Source organism: Pseudomonas sp. LABIM340, assembly GCF_040017195.2.
In the GTDB taxonomy this organism is placed as follows: domain Bacteria; phylum Pseudomonadota; class Gammaproteobacteria; order Pseudomonadales; family Pseudomonadaceae; genus Pseudomonas.
This window is the reverse complement of the sequence record NZ_CM200227.1, coordinates 5,593,461-5,612,729: the sequence shown is the minus strand read 5'-3', so window position 1 is coordinate 5,612,729 and position 19,269 is coordinate 5,593,461. Positions and strand designations below refer to the sequence as shown.

The following is a 19,269-nucleotide window of genomic DNA, read 5'->3' as shown; positions in this document are numbered from 1 at the left end:
CCAGTGGGGACGGGTACAAGTCTAGAGCTGCGCGTCTTCCAGCGTCAGGCTGTGGGGGATGGCATTGGCATTCCAATGCGCGATGCCCCAGGCAAGCACCTCGTGGGGCGTGGCATTCAGCAGTTCGGTCGGCGGTTGCTGTCCCAGTGCCTTCAGGGCGCGCACCAGCAACGGGGCGGCCTGGTCGGTTTCCAGTGGCGGCGAGCGGTAGGACTTGCCGAGCTTGTGGCCATCGGGCTGGATGATCAGTGGCACGTGCAGGTAGCGCGGTGCGGCGATGCCCAGTAGCTCCTGCAGATAGAGCTGGCGCGGGGTGTTGTCCAGCAGGTCGGCGCCGCGAACGATATCGGTAACACCCTGCCAGGCATCGTCCAGCACTACCGCCAGTTGGTAGGCAAACAGCCCGTCGCGGCGGCGGATGACGAAGTCGCCCACTTCGCGGCCCAGATGCTGGTGGAATTCGCCCTGCAGGCGATCGGTGAAGCGGTAGTCCAGCTCCGGCACGCGGATGCGGATGGCGACGTCGCCGTGCCAGTCATGCTGGGCGTCGCGGCAGGTGCCGGGATAGATACCGTGGCTGCCTTCGAGCTGCTTGCGCGAGCAGGTGCAGGCGTAGGCCAGGCCACTGCGCAGCCACTGCTCGACCTGTGCGGCATAGGCGTCGCCGCGTTCGCTCTGGCGCTCCACCGGGCCGTCCCATTCGAAGCCGTAGCGTTCGAGGGTCTCCAGGATGGCCGCCTGGGCGCCGGGCATTTCACGCGGTGGGTCGAGGTCTTCCATGCGCACCAGCCACTTTCCCCCCACGGCGCGCGCGTCCAGGTAGGAAGCCACTGCCGCCACCAGCGAACCGAAGTGCAGGTAGCCGCTGGGCGTGGGGGCGAAGCGTCCGATGTAGCGGGAGGCGGGCATGGAAGCTCTCTGCTGGAAGACGATCTATAAAACGCAGAAACGAAACGGGGCGCCGCAGCGCCCCGTCCGGGATCAACCAGGCTCAGGAGCCCAGCTGCTTTTCCTTGATTTCCGCCAGGGTCTTGCAGTCGATGCAAAGGGTGGCGGTGGGGCGGGCTTCCAGACGGCGGATGCCGATCTCGACGCCGCAGGAATCGCACCAGCCGTAGTCGTTGTCTTCGATCAGCTGCAGGGTCTCGTCGATCTTCTTGATCAACTTGCGCTCGCGGTCGCGGGCGCGCAGTTCGAGGCTGAACTCTTCTTCCTGGCTGGCACGGTCGGCCGGGTCGGGGAAGTTGGCCGCTTCGTCCTGCATGTGGTGCACGGTGCGGTCCACTTCTTCCATCAGCTCAACTTTCCATTTGTTGAGGATGGAGGTGAAGTGCGCGCGCATGCGATCACTCATGTACTCCTCGCCCTTGGTTTCCTGGTAGGGCTCGAAGCCACGAATCAGTTGGCTGCTCTGTTGCTTTGCTTTGGTGGGCATGGATGACCGCCTCTCACTCTCGCTAATCCTCTCGCGGATGGTCCCTCTCCGGCACCGCCGGCCCCGCGCTCGCAGCGGGCGAACTTACCAGAACGATAACCGCGATGCTACTCCCGGTTATCGAGCCTGCCAGTGCCCGCACATGACCTGCTCGCCAGGTCGGCGACCCACCGGTCATCGCCAGTGGGTTTTTCTGCAAACCTGAGCAGAATCGTCGGCGTTCGCCAGACGAAGCCTGCAAGTTCCTGGAAGCCGCGCGCCTCAGGCGCGGCTGCCCAGAATTCATCGATGGCCTGTTAGAATCCTGGCTCTGTCGCAAAGTTCGGAATATTCCATGGCCACCACCTTCAGTGCGCGCAGCCGCGCCATCGAACCCTTCCACGTCATGGCGCTGCTGGCGCGGGCCAACGAGCTGCAGGCCGCGGGCCACGACGTCATCCACCTGGAAATCGGCGAGCCGGACTTCACCACCGCCGCGCCCATCGTCGAGGCCGGGCAGAAGGCTCTGGCAAATGGTCACACGCGCTATACCGCCGCACGTGGGCTGCCGGCCCTGCGCGAAGCCATCGCCGGCTTCTACGCCCAGCGCTACGGCCTGACGATCGACCCGCAACGCATTCTCGTCACGCCTGGCGGCTCCGGTGCCCTGCTGCTCGCCAGCAGCCTGCTGGTGGATCCGGGCAAGCACTGGCTGCTGGCCGATCCGGGCTACCCGTGCAATCGCCACTTCCTGCGCCTGGTGGAAGGCGCTGCGCAACTGGTGCCGGTGGGCCCGGAGAGCCGTTACCAGCTCACCCCGGAACTCATCGAACGGCACTGGGATCAGGACAGTGTAGGCGCTCTGGCCGCATCGCCGGCGAATCCTACGGGCACCCTGTTGCACAAGGACGAACTCGCCGCGCTGTCTCGCGCCCTGAAGGCGCGCGGCGGCCATCTGGTGGTGGACGAGATCTACCACGGCCTGACGTACGGCCTGGATGCGCCCAGTGTGCTGGAAGTGGATGACGACGCCTTCGTCCTCAACAGTTTCTCCAAATATTTCGGCATGACCGGCTGGCGCCTGGGCTGGCTGGTGGCGCCGCCCGAAGCGGTGGGCGAACTGGAGAAGTTGGCGCAGAACCTCTACATCAGTGCGCCGAGCATGGCCCAGCATGCGGCGCTGGCCTGCTTCGAGCCGGCTACCCTGGCGATCCTCGAAGAGCGCCGCGAAGAGTTCCGACGCCGTCGCGACTACCTGCTGCCGGCGCTGCGCGAACTGGGCTTCGGTATCGCCGTGGAGCCGGAGGGTGCCTTTTATCTGTATGCGGATATCAGCGCCTTCGGTGGCGATGCCTTCGCTTTCTGCCAGCACTTCATCGAGACCGAGCACGTGGCCTTCACGCCCGGCATCGACTTCGGGCGTTACCAGGCTTCGCACCACGTGCGTTTCGCCTACACCCAGAGCGTCGAGCGCCTGCAGCAGGCGGTGGAGCGCATCGCCCGCGGCCTGAAGACCTGGCGTCCCTGATGCGCTTCGAGCCGGCGCTGGAAGAGGCGCGCCTGATCAAACGCTACAAGCGCTTCCTGGCGGACATCGAGACCGCCAGTGGCGAGCAGCTCACCATCCACTGCCCGAACACCGGCTCGATGCTCAACTGCATGAGCGAAGGTTGCCGAGTCTGGTTCAGCCGCTCCGATGATCCCAAGCGCAAGCTGCCGGGGACCTGGGAGCTGGTAGAGACTCCGCAGGGGCGATTGGCCTGCGTGAACACAGGGCGGGCCAACCGTCTGGTGGAAGAGGCGTTGCTGGTCGGCACGGTGACCGAGCTGGCCGGCTTCGACGAGCTGCGCCGCGAGGTGGCCTACGGGCAGGAGAACAGCCGCGCGGACTTCCGCCTGATGTACGCCGGCAAGCCGGTGTACGTGGAAGTGAAGAGTGTGACCCTGGGGTTCGACGACACCACGGTCGCCGCCTTCCCCGATGCCGTTACCCTGCGCGGTGCCAAGCACCTGCGCGAGCTGGCGGCGCTGGCGCGCGAGGGCATGCGTGCGGTGCTGCTGTATGCGGTGAACCTGTCGGGTATCGAGGCGGTTCGCCCTGCGGTGGAAATCGACCCGGCCTACGCCGCGGCGCTGGCGGAGGCGCGCAACGCCGGCGTGGAGGTGCTGGCGTATGGGGCACGGATTGATACGCAGGAAATTCGGCTGGAGCGGCCGATGCAGGTGCTGTTGTAGGAGCGCCCCATGGGCGCGATCGCGGGCCTGGCCCGCTCCTACATTTCCAGCCAGATACCCTGCTCATCCTCCCGGCAGGGCAGTGCCTCCAGCACATCCCCCAGGCACGGCCCCTGGATGCACTCGCCGGTCTCGATCAGGAACAGCGCTCCATGGTGGCCGCACTGCAGCAGGCGTCCGCTGGCATCGAGGTACTGCTCGGCGTCGTAGCCCAGCGGGATTTCCCGGTGCGGGCAGCTGTTGCGGTAGGCATAGACACAGCCCTGGCGGCGCACGGCAAAGAGATTCAGGCCAGCGGCCTTGAAGCCCCGGCTCTGGCCTTCGGCCAGGTCATGCGGGGCGCAGAGCAGGATCATCCGGGTCTTCCATTCAGGTACGGCATCACGAGGCGGACATTATCCGCGCCCGCGGGGCGGTACCGGAAGAGGGTGCACTTCCGTGTGCTGAAGAGGGGCTGAGCTGGCGTCTTGCCAGCGAGAGCGGCGCCGACCTTAAGCCTCTCTGACATTTAATGCAAATAATTATCAAATAGATTTCCTAATTTTCCTGTGGCAAGGTTCGTCCATGCTGCCGCGCCGCGGCAGGCCACCTTTCGAACGAGGAATTCTGCGATGACCACCCTGACTGCGCCGGCCTCCGAGCTGTACCGCGCCTGGCAAGCCCTGCGCGCCGAGAAGCCGCGCCTGCGCGCCCGCGATGCCGCGCAACACCTGGCCGTGAGCGAAGCCGAGCTGACTGCCAGCCGCCTGGGCGTGGACGCCGTGCGCCTGCGCACCGACTGGGCCGAGCTGCTGCCGGCGCTGGGAGAACTGGGCCAGATCATGGCGCTGACCCGCAACGAGCATTGCGTGCATGAGCGCAAGGGGCCGTACCGCGACGTCACAGTTTCCGCCAATGGCCAGATGGGCCTGGTGGTGTCTCCGGACATCGACCTGCGCCTGTTCCTCGGCGGCTGGGCGAGCGCCTTCGCCATCAGCGAGGAGACCGCCCACGGCACCCAGCGCAGCATCCAGGTGTTCGACCGCCAGGGCACCGCCGTACACAAGGTCTTCCTCACCGAGCAGAGCGACCTCGCCGCCTGGGACCCGCTGGTGCGCAGCTTCACCGCCGCCGAGCAGAGCGTTGCACTCGACCTGGCCCCACTGGAGCCCAAGGCCGCGCCGCTGGCCGATGGCGAGATTGATGTCGCCGCCCTGCGCGAAGGCTGGTCGGCATTGAAGGACACTCACCACTTCTTCGCCCTGCTGAAGAAGCACAAGGTCCAGCGCACCCAGGCGCTGCGCCTTGCCGGTCGCGAGTGGGCCGAGCCGCTGGCCACTGGCGAACTGCCGCGCCTGCTGGAAGCGGCGGGGGCCAACCAGTTGCCGATCATGATCTTCGTCGGCAACGCCCACTGCATCCAGATTCACACCGGCACCGTGGAAAACCTCAAGTGGATGGACGACTGGTTCAACGTCCTCGACCCGCTGTTCAACCTGCACCTGAAGACGCCGGGCGTGGTCGAGTTGTGGCGCGTGCGCAAGCCCAGCAGCGATGGCGTGGTCACCAGTTGGGAAGCCTTCGACGCCAATGGCGAGCTGGTGCTGCAGGTGTTCGGTGCGCGCAAGCCTGGCGTTCCGGAGCTGCAGAGCTGGCGCGAACTCGCCGAATCCTTCCCGGCACTCTGAGGACGACTCATGAAAACTTCCATGACTGCACGCGCGCTGTTCGCCGGCCTCTGCCTGACTGCCACCAGCGCGCTGGCCGACTCGTTGCCGCAGCGCTGGGTGAGCGCCGGTGGTTCGCTGAGTGAATGGGTCGTCGCCCTGGGTGGCGAGGCCAAGCTGGTGGGCGTAGACACCACCAGCCTGCACCCGGCATCGCTCCACGCGCTGCCGAAGATCGGCTACCAGCGGCAACTCGCCGCCGAAGGTATCCTCGCGCTGAAACCGGACATCCTGCTGGGCAGCGAAGAGATGGGCCCGCCACCGGTGCTGCAGCAACTGCGTGCCGCTGGCGTGCGGATCGAGACGCTGTCGGCCAAGGCAGACGAGAAAACCGTGCACGACACCATTCAGCGACTGGGCAAGCTGCTCGGCTCGCCGGACAAGGCCAGGCAGGTTGAGGCGGACTTCGATGCCCGCCTCGCCGCGCAGGACGCCTGGGTGAAGAAAGCCCGGTCCGCTCAAGCCGCGCCCGGTGTCGTCCTGCTGGTCGGGCACGCCGGCGGCAACCTGCTGGTGGCCGGGCAGGACACTTCCGGCGACTGGCTGATCCAGCATGCCGGCGGCCGCAACCTGGCGACCCACACTGGTTACAAGACGCTGTCCACCGAAGCCCTCACCGCGCTGAATCCACAGGTGGTGGTACTCAGCGACCGTACACTGGACGGCGACAAGGCCCGCGCCGCGCTGACCCAGCAGAACCCCGGACTGGCCGCGACGAGCGCGCTGCGTGACGGCCGCGTATTGGTGCTCGATCCGACCCTGCTGGTGGGCGGTCTCGGGCCGCGCATCCCGGCCGGGCTGGCTAGCCTCTCCCAGGCCTTTTATCCTTCCGCGCAGGCCCTGAACACGGAAAGTCGTCCTTGACCCGGATCGTTACCGCTCGACCGCTGTTCCTGCTCCTCGGTTTCCTCCTGCTGCTGGTCGTCTGGCTCTCACTGGCTCTCGGGCCGGTGAGCCTGCCGCTGGGCGATACCCTGCGCGCGCTGGCGCGCATGGCCGGGCTGCCAGTCTCCGCCGATGGCCTCGGCCAGGCCGAGCTGATCGTCGGGCAGATCCGCCTGCCGCGCACTTTGCTGGGCATTGCGACTGGCGGCGTGCTGGCGCTGGCCGGCGTGGCCATGCAGGGGCTGTTCCGCAATCCGCTGGCCGATCCCGGCCTGATCGGTGTTTCCAGTGGTGCCGCGCTGGGGGCGGCCATCGCCATCGTCTTTGGTGCGTCCATCGGTGGATTGCCCGAGGCTTTCGCTCCTTACCTGCTGTCTGCATGTGCCTTTGCCGGCGGCCTGCTGGTGACGGCGCTGGTCTATCGCCTGGGGCGCCACAACGGCCAGACCAGCGTGGCGACCATGCTGCTCGCCGGCATCGCGCTGACCGCGCTGGCGGGCGCGCTGATCGGCCTGTTCACCTACCTTGCCGATGACGCCACGCTGCGCACCCTGACGTTCTGGAACCTCGGCAGCCTCAACGGCGCGAGCTACCCGCGACTGTGGCCGCTGCTGCTGATCACCCTGCTGGTGGCCTGCTGGCTGCCGCGCCGGGTGAATGCCTTGAATGCGCTGCTGCTGGGCGAATCCGAAGCGCGTCACCTGGGCTTCGACGTCGAGCGGCTGAAAGTCGAACTGATCCTCTGCACCGCGCTGGGCGTCGGGGCGGCGGTGGCTGCCGCCGGGATGATCGGCTTCATCGGCCTGGTGGTGCCGCACCTGCTGCGCCTGATCGTCGGCCCGGACCACCGGGTGCTGCTGCCGGCCTCGATGTTCGGCGGCGCGATCCTGCTTCTACTGGCCGACCTGATCGCGCGGCTGGCGCTGGCGCCGGCAGAACTGCCGATTGGCATCGTCACGGCGTTGATCGGTGCGCCGTTCTTCCTTTATCTGCTGATCCGGGGGCGTTCCTGATGCTGTGCGCAGACAAGCTGCTGGTGAAGCGCGGCGCCCAGACCGTCCTGCAGGAAGTGAGCGTGACGCTGCAGCCGGGCGAAGTGCTTGGCGTCCTCGGCCCCAATGGTGCGGGCAAGAGCACCCTGCTTGGCGCCATGAACGGGGAGCTGCCGCTGGCCGGCGGATCAGTGAACCTCGACGGCCAGCCGCTGGACTCCTGGAAAGGTACCGAACGCGCGCGCCGGTTGGCCGTGCTGCCGCAATCGTCTTCGCTGAACTTCGCATTCCCCGTCGAGGCGGTGGTTGGCTTCGGACGCTTGCCCCACGACAGTGGCCGCCAGCGTGACGAGGAAATCATCCGCGAAGCCTTGGCCGCCGCCGATGCCTCGCACCTGTCCGGTCGCAGCTATCTGGCGCTCTCTGGGGGAGAACGCCAGCGCGTGCATCTGGCTCGTGTGCTGGCGCAACTGTGGCCGGGCGGGGCGGAACAGGTGCTGCTGCTGGATGAGCCGACCTCAGCGCTCGACCCGCTACACCAGCACACCACGCTGCAAGCCGTGCGTGATTTCGCCGGGCGCGGCGCGGCAGTGCTGGTGATCCTGCACGATCTGAATCTGGCGGCGCGCTACTGTGATCGCTTGTTGCTGCTGCACGAAGCGCGCGCGCATCTGCTCGGCACGCCCCACGAAGTGTTGCAGGCCGAGCCGTTGCGCACTGTCTTCGGCCTCGATGTGCTGGTGCAGGAGCACCCGGAACGCGGCCATCCGCTGATCATCGCGCGCTGAAAGGAGTCGCCATGAAGAAGGTCCTGCTCGTCCCGCTGCTGGCGCTGCTCGCTGCCTGCCAGGCTCAGGTGGCAGCGCCGCCGTTACCGGTCTGGCAGAGCCGGGAAGGGCGCAACAGTGCCGAGCTGGGCGTAATCCACGATCTGCGCAGCGGTGAGCAGCTGTCGCCAGGGCAACTGCTCGACCGACTGGCTGCCGCACCGCGGGTGATAGTCGGCGAGCAGCACGACAACCCCGACCACCATGCACTCGAACTCTGGCTGGCGCGCGCACTGGCCGAGCGCCGTCCGACTGGCAGCGTGCTGCTGGAGATGCTCAACCCCGATCAGCAGAGCGCCGTGAGCGTTGCCCAGTCCTCGGCAGCGAAGGGCAATACGCCGAAAGACCTGATCGGTGCGCTGCGCTGGCAATCGGGCTGGGACTGGTCACAGTACGGTCCGCTGGTGACCTGGCTGGTGAAGCAGCCGGCGCCACTGCTGGCGGCCAACCTGGATCGCAGCGAGATCATGGCCATCTACCGGAACAAGCCTGAATTGCAGGGCCCGGCCTCCACGGCCGCTCCGGTGCGCGATGCATTGCTGCAGGACATCCGTGATTCCCACTGTGGCCTGCTGCCGGACAGTCAGCTTCCGGCGATGCTGGCGGTGCAGCAGCAGCGTGACCGGCGCCTGGCCGAGCGTTTCAAGGCGGCGCCCGCCCCCTCTCTGCTGATTGCCGGCGGCTTCCACGCGCGCCGTGACCTGGGTGTTCCGCTGCATCTACAGGACCTGGGCGCAGCTCAAGGGCTGAAGGTGGTGATGCTGGCGGAAGTTGGCAGGGCGGTGGAGCCCGCTCAGGCGGACTTCGTCTGGTACACGCCGGCGCAGCCGCCAGCGAATTACTGCGCGCAGATGCGCGGCAAGCTGTGAAGGGGCCGAAAGGCCCTTTTTCTTGAGCGTCTGAATGGTGGGCGTGGCAGAAATCGCGGGCAAAAAAAAGACCCGGCAAAGTGCCGGGTCCAAACCGTGATTAGCCTGATGAGGAGATAATCTGAAGAGTCCGACTGCGTGGTCTCTCGAGCTTATCCAACTGGCCTCGCAGCCAGTGGTTGTAATAATAACCATTATCATTTGAGAGTCAACACCTTTTCTTCGACCGATCCGAAGATTTTTTCGGTGGACGTAAATGCGCTGCGCGAAGGAAAAAATCGGGGCAAAAAAAAGACCCGGCAAAGTGCCGGGTCGAAACCGTGATTAGCCTGATGAGGAGATAATCTGAAGAGTCCGACTGCGTGGTCTCTTGAGGTTATCGATCTGGCCTCGCGACCAGATGACTCAATAATAATCATTATCATTTGAGAGTCAACCTCTTTTCTGCAGATTTTTTCTCGCCCGCGAAATACCGCCTGCGCAAACGAAAAAGCCCGGCACTGGGCCGGGCTTTTTTAAGCGGAAGCGGGTCAGTCGGCCTGGTGTTGCAGGCGCAGCTGGGTGACTTCCTTGTTCAGCAGGTCGATGCGTCGCGCCATGCCTTCGATGAGGCTGTGGGCGATACGCGGGTTGCTCTGCATCAGGCTGAGGAACTGGTCCTTGGGGATCACCATCACGGTGCACGGCTCGCTGGCGATCACCGAGGCGCTGCGTTTCTCGCGGGTGAACACGGCCATGGCGCCGAAAATCTCGTCCTTCTGTACGTCGCCGACCTTCTGCCCGTCGACGAAGGCTTCGGCGTGGCCCTCGATGATGATGAACACGTGCTCGGCGTCGTCACCCTGCTGGATCAGCTGGGCGCCGGCAGCGAAGTGCTGGAAGCCGGTGGCCGGACGAATCTCCGGCTGCTTGAGGTGCGCCAGGGCATCCGACAGAAGCGCGGTATGGCCGATCAGGTAGTGCAGGAACTGCTCCTGACGCTGCTCGTGGCTGTGGATATGGCGGAACACTTCGCTGCGCGAATAGGGGATCAGGCACAGCGGCTCTTCGCTGACATAGCGGCAGGGCGGCAGCTCGATGCCCTGGCGCAGGCCGACCAGGTCGCCTTCCTGCAGGTAGAACAGCGGGCGTTCATCCACCAGGGCATGGACCAGGCCGTTCTCGATGAGGAACAGGTGCTTGCCGGGCAGCTCGCCTTCCAGATCGTCGGAGCGCTCCAGGCGGATGGCTTCGCCTGCGGGCTCAAGGCCGGCAAGCAGTTGCGCCGGAATGCCCTGTAGCCGATTGATCAGTCGATCGGCATAGGCGGGTTGTTCACCGAGTAGGTACATGGCCGTAATTCCTTGATATGGCGACGGTCGAGGGCGCACGAAGGGCCCTGAAACCATAAGCGGACAGGTACCTTGCGTAAACATTTTCACACAGAGCTTGTGAGCTAGCTCTTGTTACGTGCGGGAAATGTCTCAAGCTCGCCAAGAAGAGCAGCCTTGTGCGCGGGTGGCAGATCGTTCCAGTGCACATCCAGCAGGGCGCCCTCGATGGCGTAGAGCAGCACTTTCGAGGCGCGGAACCCCCGTGCGCGCACGGCCCGATAGGCACCGACCGCCCCCAGACGGCGCAGGTCGCTGGCACTGTGAATGCCCACGGCATGCAGCCATTGGGCAGAGGTCTTGCCTAGGTTCTTCAGGTGCAGCAGTTCGTCGTTCATCGTCTGTCCTTGCGATGGGCGCGATGGGTGTCAGGTCTTGAAGGGGCCGAGAACTGCTCGTAGCGGCCGGACACTCAGAAGGAAGTGTAGCGGTGACTGGGAAAAACGTGGCTTTGTGACATCGCCGAGAATGCGGGGCAGGGCGTTGTCGTCGTCGAAGGCTGGCCGTGCGGCGTGGCCAACGGCCGGAAATCGCCACGCGGGCGACTCCGGCCGACAGGTGGTGGATCAGAGGCCGGGCAGGCGCTGGCGGATGCTGGCGACCAGGGCGTCGAGGCTGGCGGCTTCCGGTGTATTGACGCGCTTGCTGTGCTGCTGCTCCTCGGTGCTGAGGTCGTCGCGGCTGGCCAGCTGCGCCTGGACGACTTCCAGGGTGGCGTCGGACGGGTCGTTGCCGTCGTTCTGGCGCTGGGTCAGCCAGCCGGCGATCACGGCTTCCGGTGCGTGGCAGTCGAGGATCAGGAAGGGTACGCCGGTTTCCTCGGCAATTTCCCATGCGGCAGCGCGCTGTTCGCGCTTGAGGAAGGTGGCGTCCAGAACCACCGGATAGCCGGCGCGGAGAATGTCCACGGCCAGTTCGTTGAGGCGCTGGTAGGTCGCGGTGGTGGCGTCGGCGTCATAGATGCCACCCTTGAGCTGGCCTTGCTGGTCGGCCTTCTGCTCGCCGAACAGGCGCTTGCGCTCCACGTCCGAGCGCAGGCGCACGGCGCCCAGCGCTTCCACAAGGCGCAGGGCAACCTGGCTCTTGCCCACGGCGGAAACGCCGACGGTCACTGCCAGGAAGCGCGAGGGAATAGCGCTGTAGCTTTCCGCCAGGTTGGCGTAGTTGCGGTACTGGCGCAGGGTCGCGGCCTTCTGCACGGCGTCGGTCTGGTGCGCCAGGCTGAACAGCGCGATCTTGGCGCGGACCAGGGCGCGGTAGGCCTTGTAGAAGTTCAGCAGGGCCAGGGACTGGTAGTCGCCGGTGTATTCCAGGTACTGGCTGACGAAGCGCCGTGACAGACACTTCAGGCCGCGGTCTTCCAGGTCCATGGCGAGGAAGGCGTAGTCGGCGGTGACGTCGGTGAAGCGGAACGGTTCGTTGAATTCGATGCAGTCGAACAGCACGGCCTTGCCATCGATGATCGCAGCGTTACCCAGGTGGATGTCGCCATGGCATTCGCGGATGAAGCCGTTCGCCTTGCGCTGCTCGAACACGCTGTGCAGGCGTTCGAAGCTGGATTCGGCCCAGGCTTCCAGGGCATCGAGCTGTTGCAGGTCGGCCTTGTCGGAGAGCATCGGGCGGATCTGCTCGAAGTTCTGCCGTACCGGCGCCATGCAGGCTTCCGGGGTGCCCAGCGGGTGCTCGGTCGGTACGACCAGGGTGCGCAGATGGAAGTCGGCGATCTGCCTGGCCAGGCCGTCGATGTGCTCGGCGCCCAGTTCTCCGCGGGCCTGCACTTCGCTGAGCAGCTGGGTCTGCGGGAATTCGCGGCACTGGAGCATGTACTCGATGGCCGCGCCTTCACCATTCAGCTGCGGTGCGGACTCGCTGCCGGTGATGGCGATCACGTCGAGGTACAGGCCTTCGGTCAGGCGCTGGTTCAGGCGCAGCTCTTCCTCGCAGAAGTGCTTGCGCTTGGCGAGGTCGGTGAAGTCGAGGAAGCCGAAGTTCACTGGCTTCTTGATCTTGTAGACGTAGGAGCCAGTGAGCAGCACCCAGGAGATGTGGGTTTCGATGACCCGGAAACCGTCGACCGGATGAGGGAAGAGGGCGGGGTTCTGCAGGGCTGCGAGTAAGGTCTGGCTCACGTGATGTCCTTTCCGGTCGAATTTCTGAAGGCAGGCATTATGGCGGGTGGGTCGGCAGCTGCAAACTCTGCGGCCGACCGGCAACCAAATGGCCATCGCGGGGTCATAGCTCGGCGACTGCCGTAATCGCGAGATGCGCGGCAGTTCGCATCAAGCCCGGACGCCCGCTGGAGCGGCGTCTGTCTCCTGTGGATAAAGTACGTATAATGCGCCGCCATGACGCGTCCCCGATCTTCCAAACCTCGTAAAAAAAGCGGCAAATCGTCGCCTGCCATGCGCAAGTGGCTGGGCTGGGCTCTCAAGCTCGGTCTGGTTGGTGTGGTGGTGCTGGCCGGTTTTGCCGTGTACCTCGATGCGGTTGTCCAGGAGAAATTCTCCGGCAAGCGCTGGACCATTCCCGCCAAGGTCTACGCCCGGCCGCTGGAACTGTTCGTCGGCCTGAAACTGGGCAAGGACGACTTCCTGCGCGAGCTGGATGCGCTGGGCTATCGCCGCGAGACCTCGGTCGCAGGGCCGGGCGCCGTGTCGGTGGCCGGCAACGCCGTCGACCTCAATACCCGCGGCTTCCAGTTCTATGAAGGTGCTGAGCCTGCGCAGCGCATTCGTGTGCGCTTCTCCGGCGACTATGTGGCCGGCCTGAGCCGCGCCAACGGTGGCGACCTCGCTGTCGCGCGCATGGAGCCGCTGCTGATTGGCGGCCTGTACCCCGCGCACAACGAAGACCGCATCCTGATCAAGCTCGACCAGGTGCCGCCGTACCTGATCGATACCCTGGTCGCCGTGGAAGACCGTGATTTCTGGACCCACCACGGGGTTTCGATCAAGTCCATCGCCCGCGCCGTCTGGGTCAACGCCAGCGCCGGCCAGTTGCGCCAGGGCGGCAGCACGCTGACCCAGCAGCTGGTGAAGAATTTCTTCCTGACCAACGAGCGCAGCCTGTCGCGCAAGCTCACCGAAGCCATGATGGCGGTGCTGCTTGAGCTGCATTACGACAAGCGCGAAATCCTCGAGGGTTATCTCAACGAGGTGTTCCTCGGCCAGGACGGCCAGCGCTCGGTGAACGGCTTCGGCCTCGCCAGCCAGTACTTCTTCAGCCAGCCGCTGTCGGAGCTCAAGCTGCCGCAGGTGGCTCTGCTGGTCGGCATGGTGAAAGGGCCCTCCTACTACAACCCGCGCCGCAACCCCGAGCGTGCGCTGGAGCGCCGCAACGTGGTGCTCGACGTGCTCGCCGAGCAGGGCGTGATCACTGCCGACGAAGCAGCTGCTGCCAAGCAGACGCCGCTGGGTGTGACCCGCCAGGGCAGCATGGCCAACAGCTCCTATCCGGCGTTCCTCGACCTGGTGAAACGCCAGTTGCGCGAGGATTACCGCGACGAGGACCTGACCGAAGAAGGCCTGCGCATCTTCACCAGCTTCGACCCCATCCTTCAGATGAAGGCCGAGTCTGCCGTCAGCGAAACCTTCAAGCGCCTCGAGGGCCGCAAGGGCGTTGCCGAAACTGAAACCGCGATGGTCGTGACCAATCCGGAAACCGGTGAGATCCAGGCGCTGCTTGGCAGCCGTGATCCGCGTTTCGCTGGCTTCAACCGCGCGGTCGATGCGGTGCGGCCGATCGGTTCGCTGGTCAAGCCGGCGGTCTACCTGACCGCACTGGAAAAGCCGAGCCAGTACACCCTGACCAGTTACATCCAGGATCAGCCGTTCCAGGTGAAGGGCAAGGATGGTCAGGTATGGACGCCGAAGAACTATGAAGGCACCGCCAACGGCACCATCTTCCTCTACCAGGGGCTGGCCCGTTCGCTGAACCTCTCCACAGCCAGGCTGGGTCTCGATCTTGGCGTGCCGAACGTTCTGAAGACGCTGGAGCGCCTGGGCGTTTCGCCGAACTGGCCGGCTTATCCGTCGATGCTGCTGGGCGCCGGTGCGCTGAGTCCGATGCAGGTGGCGACCATGTACCAGACCATCGCCAGCGGCGGTTTCAATACCCCGCTGCGCAGCATTCGCAGCGTGTTGGCGGCCGACGGGCAGCCGCTCAAGCGTTATCCGTTCCAGGTCGAGCAGCGCTTCGATCCGGGCTCCATCTACCTGCTGCAGAGTGCCATGCAGCGCGTGATGCGCGAGGGTACCGGCCGCTCGGTCTACAACCAGCTGCCTGCGTCGCTGACGCTGGCGGGCAAGACCGGCACCACCAACGACTCCCGCGACAGCTGGTTCTCCGGTTTCGGCCAGGACCTGCTGGCCGTGGTATGGATCGGTCGCGACGACAACGGCAAGACGCCGCTCACCGGCGCCACCGGTGCGCTGCAGATCTGGACCAGCTTCATGCGCAAGGCCAATCCGGCGCCGCTGGACATGCCGATGCCGGATAATGTCGTGCAGGCCTGGGTCGATCCGCATACCGGGCAGGGTACTGACGCCAACTGCCCCGGTGCAGTGCAGATGCCTTATATTCGAGGAAGCGAGCCTGCGCTGGGCGCAGGTTGCGGAAACCAGACGCCGGCCGGCGAAGTCATGGACTGGGTGCGCGGCTGGTTGAACTGATGCAAGAGGATTGGAAGTGAGAAAAGCTTGGTTTGCAGCGTCGGCGACTCTGGCGCTTCTGTCCGGTTGTGCGTCCCCGCAGCACGGTGCGATTCCCGTGCAGGACTCCGGTACCTCCGTCTCCAATTCGGAGCGCGTCGGCCGCAGCGGTGGCAACACCCAGGCGCCGGTGCGCGCCGGTGGCGGCCAGAGCATCCCGCAGGGTGACTCCGGCGTGACCGTGATGGTCCCGCAGGATGCCGGCATGGCGCCGATCCAGACGTTCCCGGCACAGACCGGCGCCGCGCCGATCAGCACCACTCCGATGACCACCTCTCCGGGTGCTACCGGCTCGACCTATTCTTCGCAGCAGCCGATCTCCACCAGTGGCGGTATCACCTCCAATGGTGGTTTCAAGTCGCAGACCTACCAGCAGCCGGCGTACCAGACCCAGCAGGCGGCGCCGTCGAGCCAGGGCAGCACCTACCAGGGGCCGTCCGGGATTCCTTCGAGCAACTCCGGGCTGTCGGCGGACGAGCAGTTGGATGGTCCGGTGCTGGCGCTGCTGACCTCCGCCTCGCAGCAACAGGGCGGTGGCGATCTGAACGGCGCTGCTGCCAGCCTGGAGCGTGCCCAGCGCATCGCTCCGCGCGAGCCGCAGGTGCTCTACAAATTGGCCCAGGTTCGCCTGGCCCAGGGCGATGCCGCGCAAGCCGAACAGGTGGCGCTGCGCGGCCTGTCGCTGGCCAACGGCCGCCCGACCATGCAGGCCAGCCTGTGGGATTTGATCGCCAAGTGCCGTGACCAGCAAGGCAACGCTGCTGGCGCCGCCGAAGCGCGTCAGAAAGCCAAGGTGACCCTGTAATGGACGCGCGCGTGCTGGCCGTTGCCGATCAGTTGCTGCTGATCGAGCGGGAGCTGCGTGCGATCGGGATGTGGGGAGTGGAGAGCCCGTCGACGGACCGGCTCTCCAGCATCGAGCCCTTCTGCGTGGATACGCTGGCGCTGGAGGAGTGGCTGCAGTGGATCTTCCTGCCGCGGATGAAGCTGATAATCGAGAGCGGCGCGGATCTGCCCAGTGCCTCGGGCATCCGCGCCATCGCTGAAATGGCGTATGCCAACGAAGGCGCGCGCGTTGCAGCGCTGCTGGATGCGCTCGGCGCCTTCGATCAGCTGATCAGCCCGACGCCCTGAGCGGACGTCAGTTGCAGTTTTCGCGGATGCTCTTCTCGCTGGCCGCGATGCGTCCCTGACGTTCCTCTTCGGTGATCCGGCGCAGGTCACCATTACCGTCGTCCACGCGGACGCGCGGGTTGTTCTTCAGTTGGGCCACATCGGCGCGCAGCTTCTCGCATTGCTGGACTCGCTCGGCTTCCTGCTGCGCCACTTCCTGGCGCACCTTCTCGTCGGCGGCCTTCTGCTTTTCGTCTGCGCTGGGCGGCAGCGTCGGCTTGGCGGCGGCAGGCGGCGGGAAATTGCTGCTGGCCTTGGGCGGCGCTGTATTGGTGTTCACCGTGGCGGCATCGGTGCCTTCCGGCGGCTGAGCGCCGAAATGGGTGATGCCCTGGGCATCGACCCACTTGTAGACCTGCGCGGCCATCACGGTCGGGGCCAGTGCGAGCAGCAGGCTGCCCAGGAAAATCGTCCGTCGCATGCTTTGTCGATCCTTGGGATGCGGAGTCTGTCGGTAACTATAACCAAATCGTGCGCTTATTCACTCTGAGAAAGTTCACATCCCCGCTTCATTCAAAGCCATATATGGCTTGACTTGGCCGCTTCGTTTCAGAAGAATCCAAGGTTCGCTGCAGTGGGCCGGCCGCAAGCTGGTTTTACTCGGCAGACAAGAGGTGCTACCCGCGCCGCAAAGTTTCACCCTGTTTCGCGTTACCTCGCGCTGGGTGGAGACTCTCCGTAACACAAACAGGAGCGTCTCCAGGTTCTGCTCAATCGGCAGTCGACGTAGCCGGCGATTACATTCGCCCATGTCTGCCGGGCAGCCATCCAAGTCGGTCCCCCACGTTGGGGGTTTCCGTATATAGCGTTCTAGAGGTGACAACGTGGAACTTTTATCCGGCGCTGAAATGGTCGTCCGCTCCCTGCGTGACGAAGGCGTTAAGTACATCTACGGGTACCCGGGCGGTGCCCTCCTGCATATCTACGACGCTCTCTTCAAAGAGAACGAAGTAACCCACATCCTGGTTCGCCACGAGCAGGCCGCTACCCACATGGCCGACGGCTATGCGCGCGCCACCGGCAAGCCGGGCGTGGTGCTGGTGACCTCCGGTCCCGGCGCGACCAACGCCGTCACCGGCATCGCTACCGCCTACATGGACTCCATCCCGATGGTGGTGATCTCCGGCCAGGTAGCGAGCAACATGGTTGGCACCGACGCGTTCCAGGAAACCGACATGGTCGGTATCTCCCGCCCGATCGTGAAGCACAGCTTCATCATCAAGCACCCGTCGGAAATCCCGGAGGTCATCAAGAAGGCCTTCTATATCGCCCAGTCCGGCCGTCCTGGCCCGGTGGTGATCGATATTCCGAAGGACATGGGCGATCCGACCCAGAAGTTCGAGTACAACTACCCGAAGAAGGTCAAGCTGCGCTCCTACAGCCCGGCGGTCCGTGGCCACTCCGGCCAGATCCGCAAGGCTGCCGAGATGATGCTCGCCGCCAAGCGCCCGATCATCTACGCCGGTGGTGGCGTGATCATGGGCAATGCCGCTGAGCCGCTGACCGAAGTGGCGCGCATGCTCAATGTGCCGGTCACCAACACCCTGATGGGTCTGGGTGGCTATCCGGGTACCGATCGCCAGTTCGTCGGCATGCTCGGCATGCACGGCAGCTACACCGCGAACCTCGCGATGCACCACGCTGACGTGATCTTCGCTGTCGGCGCACGCTTCGACGACCGCGTGATCAACGGCGAGACCGCTGCCAAGTTCTGCCCGAACGCCAAGATCATCCACGTCGACATCGACCCGGCCTCGATCTCCAAGACCGTGAAGGCTGACATCCCGATCGTCGGTCCGGTGGACAGCGTCCTGACCGAAATGGTCGCGATCCTCAAGGAAATCGGCGAGACCCCGAACAAGGAAGCCCAGGCTGCCTGGTGGAAGCAGATCGAGGAATGGCGCGGCACCCGTGGCCTGTTCCCGTACAACATGGGCGACGGCAGCATCATCAAGCCGCAGACCGTGATCGAGACCCTCTGCGAAGTCACCAATGGTGATGCCTTCGTCGCTTCCGACGTAGGCCAGCACCAGATGTTCGCGGCGCAGTACTACCGCTTCAACAAGCCCAATCGCTGGATCAACTCCGGTGGCCTGGGCACCATGGGCTTCGGTTTCCCGGCCGCCATGGGCGTGAAGCTGAACTTCCCCGAAGCCGACGTCGCCTGCGTGACCGGTGAAGGCAGCATCCAGATGAACATCCAGGAGCTGTCCACCTGCCTGCAGTACGACCTGCCGGTGAAGATCGTCAACCTGAACAACGGTGCGCTGGGCATGGTCCGCCAATGGCAGGACATGCAGTACAACAGCCGTTATTCGCACTCCTACATGGAATCGCTGCCGGACTTCGTCAAGCTGGCTGAAGCGTATGGCCACGTCGGCATGCGCATCACCGACCTGAAGGACCTGAAACCGATGATGGAAGAAGCCTTCGCGATGAAGAATCGCCTGGTCTTCCTCGACATCCAGGTCGATACCAGCGAGCACGTCTACCCGATGCAGATCCGCGGTGGTGCGATGCGCGACATGTGGCTGAGCAAGACGGAGCGTACCTGATCATGCGGCACATCATTTCCCTCCTGCTGGAAAACGAACCCGGCGCGCTCTCCCGCGTGGTCGGCCTGTTCTCCCAGCGCAACTACAACATCGAAAGCCTGACCGTCGCCCCGACCGAGGACCCGACGCTGTCGCGCCTGACCCTGACCACCGCCGGTCAGGATGAGGTCATTGAACAGATCACCAAGAACCTCAACAAGCTCATCGAGGTGGTAAAACTGGTGAACCTCTCGGAGAGCGCACACATCGAGCGCGAGCTGATGCTGGTGAAAGTGAAGGCCACCGGCGCCCAGCGCGCCGAGGTCAAGCGCACCACCGACATCTTCCGCGGCCAGATCGTCGACGTCACCAGCAGCGTCTACACCGTGCAGCTGGCTGGTACCAGCGACAAGCTGGACAGCTTCATCCAGGCCGTCGGCACCGCGTCGATCCTCGAAGTCGTCCGTAGTGGCGTCACCGGCATTGCCCGTGGCGACAAGACTCTCAGCATCTGATTTGAAATACGGCCCACGAGGCCAACTGACAGGGGATTAC

The 19,269-nt window shown here is 64.9% G+C and carries 19 protein-coding genes; 12 read left to right on the top strand and 7 right to left on the bottom strand.

Annotated elements, in window-relative coordinates:
- Positions 1-21 precede the first annotated feature (21 nt).
- Together gluQRS and dksA are read right to left on the bottom strand one after the other, a co-directional pair.
- Positions 22-909: a tRNA glutamyl-Q(34) synthetase GluQRS gene (gene gluQRS, locus ABKS89_RS25865; protein ID WP_348588196.1), complete on the bottom strand. Its 888-nt coding sequence runs from the start codon at positions 907-909 to the stop codon at positions 22-24.
- Positions 910-991: 82 nt separating this feature from the next.
- A complete protein-coding gene (dksA, locus tag ABKS89_RS25860; RefSeq protein ID WP_015478905.1) occupies positions 992-1,435 on the bottom strand; it encodes an RNA polymerase-binding protein DksA in 444 nt (147 codons plus the stop codon).
- 334 nt (positions 1,436-1,769) lie between these two features.
- Between dksA and ABKS89_RS25855 the strand changes: the two genes are divergently transcribed.
- Both ABKS89_RS25855 and sfsA read left to right on the top strand, forming a co-directional pair.
- On the top strand, positions 1,770-2,942 hold the full coding sequence (locus ABKS89_RS25855; RefSeq protein WP_348588195.1) for a pyridoxal phosphate-dependent aminotransferase: 1,173 nt from the start codon (positions 1,770-1,772) through the stop codon (positions 2,940-2,942).
- Positions 2,942-3,649, top strand: coding sequence for a DNA/RNA nuclease SfsA (gene sfsA, locus ABKS89_RS25850; RefSeq protein WP_138214255.1), 708 nt, complete (start codon positions 2,942-2,944; stop codon positions 3,647-3,649). Before ABKS89_RS25855 ends, sfsA begins: the two co-directional genes overlap by 1 nt.
- 38 nt (positions 3,650-3,687) lie before the next feature.
- On the opposite strand, the gene ABKS89_RS25845 is transcribed toward sfsA, so the two are convergent.
- Positions 3,688-4,005 (bottom strand): Rieske (2Fe-2S) protein, encoded by a 318-nt coding sequence (locus ABKS89_RS25845; RefSeq protein WP_348588194.1) that lies wholly within the window; start codon positions 4,003-4,005, stop codon positions 3,688-3,690.
- Between the two features lie 255 nt (positions 4,006-4,260).
- Here ABKS89_RS25845 and ABKS89_RS25840 point away from each other — a divergent pair, with 255 nt between their 5' ends.
- Genes ABKS89_RS25840 through ABKS89_RS25820 form a run of 5 tightly spaced genes read left to right on the top strand, consistent with a single transcriptional unit; the run spans position 4,261 to position 8,928 of the window.
- Entirely contained in the window at positions 4,261-5,316 is a 1,056-nt protein-coding gene (locus tag ABKS89_RS25840; RefSeq protein WP_348588193.1) for a hemin-degrading factor, read from the top strand.
- 9 nt (positions 5,317-5,325) lie between these two features.
- Positions 5,326-6,219, top strand: a complete 894-nt coding sequence (locus ABKS89_RS25835) for a heme/hemin ABC transporter substrate-binding protein (RefSeq protein ID WP_348588192.1) — start codon at positions 5,326-5,328, stop codon at positions 6,217-6,219.
- 50 nt (positions 6,220-6,269) lie between these two features.
- A complete protein-coding gene (locus ABKS89_RS25830) occupies positions 6,270-7,253 on the top strand; it encodes a FecCD family ABC transporter permease (RefSeq protein WP_138214293.1) in 984 nt (327 codons plus the stop codon).
- Entirely contained in the window at positions 7,253-8,020 is a 768-nt protein-coding gene (locus tag ABKS89_RS25825) for a heme ABC transporter ATP-binding protein (protein ID WP_348588191.1), read from the top strand. The genes ABKS89_RS25830 and ABKS89_RS25825 overlap by 1 nt, the downstream gene beginning before the upstream one ends.
- A gap of 11 nt (positions 8,021-8,031) precedes the next feature.
- Positions 8,032-8,928, top strand: coding sequence for a ChaN family lipoprotein (locus ABKS89_RS25820; RefSeq protein ID WP_348588190.1), 897 nt, complete (start codon positions 8,032-8,034; stop codon positions 8,926-8,928).
- A gap of 530 nt (positions 8,929-9,458) precedes the next feature.
- Here ABKS89_RS25820 and ABKS89_RS25815 read toward each other — a convergent pair.
- The 3 genes from ABKS89_RS25815 to ABKS89_RS25805 all read right to left on the bottom strand — a co-directional run bounded on the left by ABKS89_RS25815 (position 9,459) and on the right by ABKS89_RS25805 (position 12,427).
- Positions 9,459-10,259 carry a cyclic nucleotide-binding domain-containing protein gene (locus ABKS89_RS25815; protein ID WP_348588189.1) on the bottom strand — a complete coding sequence of 267 codons (801 nt, stop codon included), beginning with the start codon at positions 10,257-10,259 and terminating at the stop codon, positions 9,459-9,461.
- Between the two features lie 104 nt (positions 10,260-10,363).
- Positions 10,364-10,636, bottom strand: a complete 273-nt coding sequence (locus ABKS89_RS25810; protein ID WP_045216847.1) for a TfoX/Sxy family protein — start codon at positions 10,634-10,636, stop codon at positions 10,364-10,366.
- Positions 10,637-10,864: 228 nt separating this feature from the next.
- Positions 10,865-12,427 (bottom strand): bifunctional aminoglycoside phosphotransferase/ATP-binding protein, encoded by a 1,563-nt coding sequence (locus ABKS89_RS25805; RefSeq protein ID WP_348588188.1) that lies wholly within the window; start codon positions 12,425-12,427, stop codon positions 10,865-10,867.
- 216 nt (positions 12,428-12,643) lie between these two features.
- Here ABKS89_RS25805 and mrcB point away from each other — a divergent pair, with 216 nt between their 5' ends.
- Genes mrcB through ABKS89_RS25790 form a run of 3 tightly spaced genes read left to right on the top strand, consistent with a single transcriptional unit; the run spans position 12,644 to position 16,141 of the window.
- Positions 12,644-14,968 (top strand): penicillin-binding protein 1B, encoded by a 2,325-nt coding sequence (mrcB, locus tag ABKS89_RS25800; RefSeq protein ID WP_138214262.1) that lies wholly within the window; start codon positions 12,644-12,646, stop codon positions 14,966-14,968.
- Positions 14,969-14,984: 16 nt separating this feature from the next.
- Complete coding sequence (locus ABKS89_RS25795; protein ID WP_348588187.1) at positions 14,985-15,812, top strand: tetratricopeptide repeat protein; 828 nt, start codon at positions 14,985-14,987, stop codon at positions 15,810-15,812.
- Entirely contained in the window at positions 15,812-16,141 is a 330-nt protein-coding gene (locus tag ABKS89_RS25790; RefSeq protein WP_348588186.1) for a YqcC family protein, read from the top strand. The genes ABKS89_RS25795 and ABKS89_RS25790 overlap by 1 nt, the downstream gene beginning before the upstream one ends.
- Positions 16,142-16,148: 7 nt before the next feature.
- Here ABKS89_RS25790 and ABKS89_RS25785 read toward each other — a convergent pair whose 3' ends face one another.
- Positions 16,149-16,601: a DUF4124 domain-containing protein gene (locus ABKS89_RS25785; protein WP_138214265.1), complete on the bottom strand. Its 453-nt coding sequence runs from the start codon at positions 16,599-16,601 to the stop codon at positions 16,149-16,151.
- Positions 16,602-17,004: 403 nt separating this feature from the next.
- On the opposite strand from ABKS89_RS25785, the gene ABKS89_RS25780 reads away from it, so the two are divergent.
- Both ABKS89_RS25780 and ilvN read left to right on the top strand, forming a co-directional pair.
- Positions 17,005-18,735: an acetolactate synthase 3 large subunit gene (locus ABKS89_RS25780; RefSeq protein WP_081520738.1), complete on the top strand. Its 1,731-nt coding sequence runs from the start codon at positions 17,005-17,007 to the stop codon at positions 18,733-18,735.
- 2 nt (positions 18,736-18,737) lie between these two features.
- Complete coding sequence (gene ilvN, locus ABKS89_RS25775; RefSeq protein ID WP_081520739.1) at positions 18,738-19,229, top strand: acetolactate synthase small subunit; 492 nt, start codon at positions 18,738-18,740, stop codon at positions 19,227-19,229.
- Positions 19,230-19,269: the final 40 nt, after the last annotated feature.

Coding starts and splice junctions, on each gene's coding strand:
- gluQRS (WP_348588196.1), bottom strand. CDS start 909: ATGCCCGCCTCCCGCTACATCGGACGCTTCGCCCCCACGCCCAGCGGC.
- dksA (WP_015478905.1), bottom strand. CDS start 1,435: ATGCCCACCAAAGCAAAGCAACAGAGCAGCCAACTGATTCGTGGCTTC.
- ABKS89_RS25855 (WP_348588195.1), top strand. CDS start 1,770: ATGGCCACCACCTTCAGTGCGCGCAGCCGCGCCATCGAACCCTTCCAC.
- sfsA (WP_138214255.1), top strand. CDS start 2,942: ATGCGCTTCGAGCCGGCGCTGGAAGAGGCGCGCCTGATCAAACGCTAC.
- ABKS89_RS25845 (WP_348588194.1), bottom strand. CDS start 4,005: ATGATCCTGCTCTGCGCCCCGCATGACCTGGCCGAAGGCCAGAGCCGG.
- ABKS89_RS25840 (WP_348588193.1), top strand. CDS start 4,261: ATGACCACCCTGACTGCGCCGGCCTCCGAGCTGTACCGCGCCTGGCAA.
- ABKS89_RS25835 (WP_348588192.1), top strand. CDS start 5,326: ATGAAAACTTCCATGACTGCACGCGCGCTGTTCGCCGGCCTCTGCCTG.
- ABKS89_RS25825 (WP_348588191.1), top strand. CDS start 7,253: ATGCTGTGCGCAGACAAGCTGCTGGTGAAGCGCGGCGCCCAGACCGTC.
- ABKS89_RS25820 (WP_348588190.1), top strand. CDS start 8,032: ATGAAGAAGGTCCTGCTCGTCCCGCTGCTGGCGCTGCTCGCTGCCTGC.
- ABKS89_RS25815 (WP_348588189.1), bottom strand. CDS start 10,259: ATGTACCTACTCGGTGAACAACCCGCCTATGCCGATCGACTGATCAAT.
- ABKS89_RS25810 (WP_045216847.1), bottom strand. CDS start 10,636: ATGAACGACGAACTGCTGCACCTGAAGAACCTAGGCAAGACCTCTGCC.
- mrcB (WP_138214262.1), top strand. CDS start 12,644: ATGACGCGTCCCCGATCTTCCAAACCTCGTAAAAAAAGCGGCAAATCG.
- ABKS89_RS25790 (WP_348588186.1), top strand. CDS start 15,812: ATGGACGCGCGCGTGCTGGCCGTTGCCGATCAGTTGCTGCTGATCGAG.
- ABKS89_RS25785 (WP_138214265.1), bottom strand. CDS start 16,601: ATGCGACGGACGATTTTCCTGGGCAGCCTGCTGCTCGCACTGGCCCCG.
- ilvN (WP_081520739.1), top strand. CDS start 18,738: ATGCGGCACATCATTTCCCTCCTGCTGGAAAACGAACCCGGCGCGCTC.